At 69.2% G+C, this 3,026-nt stretch carries 3 protein-coding genes; all 3 read left to right on the top strand.

Going from position 1 to position 3,026, the window contains the following annotated elements:
• Positions 1–753: HAMP domain-containing protein (locus AC1D15_RS24500; RefSeq protein WP_477828020.1), on the top strand; the 753-nt coding region annotated here is incomplete at its 5' end.
• An 11-nt stretch (positions 754–764) separates the two neighbouring features.
• A complete protein-coding gene (locus tag AC1D15_RS24505; protein ID WP_477828021.1) occupies positions 765–1,811 on the top strand; it encodes a polysaccharide deacetylase family protein in 1,047 nt (348 codons plus the stop codon).
• Entirely contained in the window at positions 1,808–2,599 is a 792-nt protein-coding gene (locus tag AC1D15_RS24510; protein WP_477828022.1) for a tetratricopeptide repeat protein, read from the top strand. Before AC1D15_RS24505 ends, AC1D15_RS24510 begins: the two co-directional genes overlap by 4 nt.
• Positions 2,600–3,026 lie beyond the last annotated feature (427 nt).

The raw sequence follows: 3,026 nt of genomic DNA on the forward strand, positions 1-3,026 counted from the left end.
GTCGTCAACCGGCAGCAGACGGCCGCGATGATGGGCCAGGTGACCGACTACGGCGCGTCGCTGAGCCGCTTCATCGCGGCGCAGAACGCGGTGTCGGCGCTGGCCGACGAATGGGTGGCGGTCGAGGTGTCGGTGGGCGAGGTCATGAAGACGCGCGATTTCACGAGCGTCAGCGTGGTCGACCGGGCCGGCGTGGTGCGTGCGTCGAGCGATGCGGCGAGCGTGGGCCAGCCGTACAAGGCGCGCAGCGGCGAGCTGCTGGGCACGCGTGCCGGCGGCGTCAGCGTGACGCGCGTGCTCGACGACAACGACAATGTGCTGGTGTTCGAGGCGCCGATGACCTTCCAGGGCAAGGCGGTCGGCCGGGTGGCGCTGGGCGTGCCGGAGAAGCCGTTGGCGCAGGTGGCGCGGCTGAGCCTGACGCTGATGATCGTGCTGGTGATCGTCACGGTGCTGGCGGTGGCGGTGGCGATGTACTTCGTCGCGAACTGGTTTGCGCGGCCGATCAAGCTGGTGGGCGACTCGATGCGCGAGATTGCGCAGGGCCGCTTCGAGCACCGCATCCGCGAGGAGCGCACCGACGAGTTCGGCCAGTTGTACAAGGGTTTCGACGCGATGGCGCAGGCCCTGCAGGAGCGCTACGTGCCGACGCAGGACACCGCGGCCGAGACGCAGCGCGTGGCCGCCAGCTTTGCCAGCACGATGGCGCCGCTGCGGCGGCCGGGCGCCGCGGATCCGAAGAAGCCTTCTTGAGGGAGCAGTCGATGCAAGCACTTCAGCGCCGCGCGCTGACCCTGGCGGCGGGCGTCGCCTGCCTGCTGGCGCTGGCGGGTTGCCAGACGCCGCCGCGCAGCGGGGGCGAGACGGCCACCGCCGTGCCGGGCCTGGCCGCCCGCGACGGCGTGCTGGGCCGCAGTGACCGGCTGCTGGTCTACGTGCCGCAGGGCGACGACAACTACGCGTCGATCGCGCAGCGCTTTCTGGGCAGCGCGTCGCGCGACTGGGAGGTGGCCGAGGCCAACCCCGGCACGCCGCAGGCGCGCAGCGGCCAGCCGGTGATCGTGCCGCTGAAGCCGTTGAACCCGATGGGCGTGCGCAGCGGCCAGTACCAGACGATCCCGATCCTGTGCTACCACCGCGTGGGGCAGGGCAGCGGCAAGATGACGGTGTCGTCGTCGAGCTTCGAGCAGCAGCTCGACTGGCTGGCGGMGAACAACTTCAAGGTGATCCGCCTGAAGGACCTGATCGGCTTTCTCGAGGGCCGGCAGCCGCTGCCGCAGCGCTCGGTGGTGCTGACCTTCGACGACGGCTATGCGTCGTACTACCGCTATGCCTACCCGCTGCTGAAGAAGCACGGCTTCCCGGCCACGGTGTTCCTGTACACCGATTTCGTCGGTGCCGGCGACGCGCTCACCTGGCCGCAGATGCAGGAGATGACGGCCTCGGGCCTGGTCGACATCCAGTCGCACTCGAAGACCCATTCCAACCTGATCGAGCGGGCCGCTGGTGAAAACGATGCCGCCTATGCGAAGCGGATGGAGGCCGAGGCGAAGGTGCCGCGCGACGTGATCGAGAAGCGGTTGTCGAACGAGGTGCTGACGTATGCCTACCCGTTCGGCGATGTCAACGAGGTGGTGCTGGAGGCGCTGGCGCGCAACCGCTACCGGTTGGCCGGCACGGTGACGCCGGGTGGCAACCCGGCCTGGGCGCAGCCGCTGATGTTGCGCCGGACCATGATCTACGGCAGCCACGACCTGGAGGCCTTCAAGTCCAAGTTGCAGACCCTGCGCAGCTTCACGCCCTCGTCATGACGCACTCATTCGCGGTTCGCTTCTCTGCGGTCAGATTCATCACGCTGGCGGCCGTCACGCTGCTGCTGGCCGCCTGTGCCGGCGTGCCGACCGGCAACCCGACCGGCACGACCGGCGCGGGGGCCAATTCGCGCAACGACCCGGTGTCCGAGTTCGAGGCGCGCCAGAGCGAGCTGGCGGTGTCCGCGGAGCGGCAGGGCAAGTGGAGCGAGGCGGTGCAGGCCTGGGAAGTGCTCGCGACGCTGCGGCCTGCGCAGTACCGAGAGCGCCTGGCCGAGGCGCGGCACCGGGCCGATGTGCTGGCGACCGAGCGGCTGCAGCGCGCGCGGGCCGAGCTGAAGAAGGGCGATCTCGATGCGGCGGAGCAGTCGTACCTGGGCGTGCTGGCCTTGCAGCCGGAGCAGGCCGAGGCCGCGGACGGGTTGCGTGGCATCGAGCGCGCGCGCAACAAGCGCGATTACCTGGGGCAGCCGTCGCGGCTGACGCTGACGCGCAAGCCGGGCGCGCGGATCGCACCGAGCGAGCAGTCGATCGAGCTGGAGCACGCGGCGATGCTGGCGGGGCAGGGCGAGTTCGACGAAGCGATCGGCATGCTGCAGAAGCGGGCTGATGCATCGCCGCGGGATGCCGCGGTGCGTCGGGCGCTGGCGGACACACTGCTGAAGAAGGCGCAGGCTCTGCAAGCCAGCGATCCGAAGGCGGCGCGTGATGCCCTTCAGCGTTGCCTGAAGCTGGAGCCGAAGAATGCTGCTGCCTTGGCACTGCTGAAGAAATTGCCTGCAGGCTGAGGGCCTTTCTCGTTTTCGTGCGGTTGAGTTGAGCGGAAAGGCGCGGGTGGGGAGGCYGTGGCGCGCCGTCSGGTGCGGTCASCGCCCCTGGCGGGGCGCTGACTCCCCTSCRCTGACTGGTTTCAWGGCCCGTCGCCCAAACTCCCGCCACTCACTTCGTTCGTTGTGGTCAAACAGTGGGCGACAGTCAGTKCACGAAGCGTGCTGCGCACGCGGGCYATGAAACCAGCCAGCTCCGGCGCCCCCTCCTTATTGGCGCGCCACAGCCTCCCCACCCGCGCCTTTGTGCCACCGCTCCGGTACTTCGGCGGTGACAAGCGAACATCAGAGGGACGAAGCATGCTGRCGCTCGCRTGCTCGTCGGTCACTTCAATCTTTTCCCCCCAACAAGAGCGGTGGGTGGTGAGCGGCGGGTGAGGGAATGGGC

Source organism: Rhizobacter sp. P2_H2 (assembly GCF_056403375.1).

Bases quoted from the DNA above. Each gene is read 5' to 3' on its own strand.
- AC1D15_RS24510 (WP_477828022.1), top strand. From the start codon at position 1,808: ATGACGCACTCATTCGCGGTTCGCTTCTCTGCGGTCAGATTCATCACG.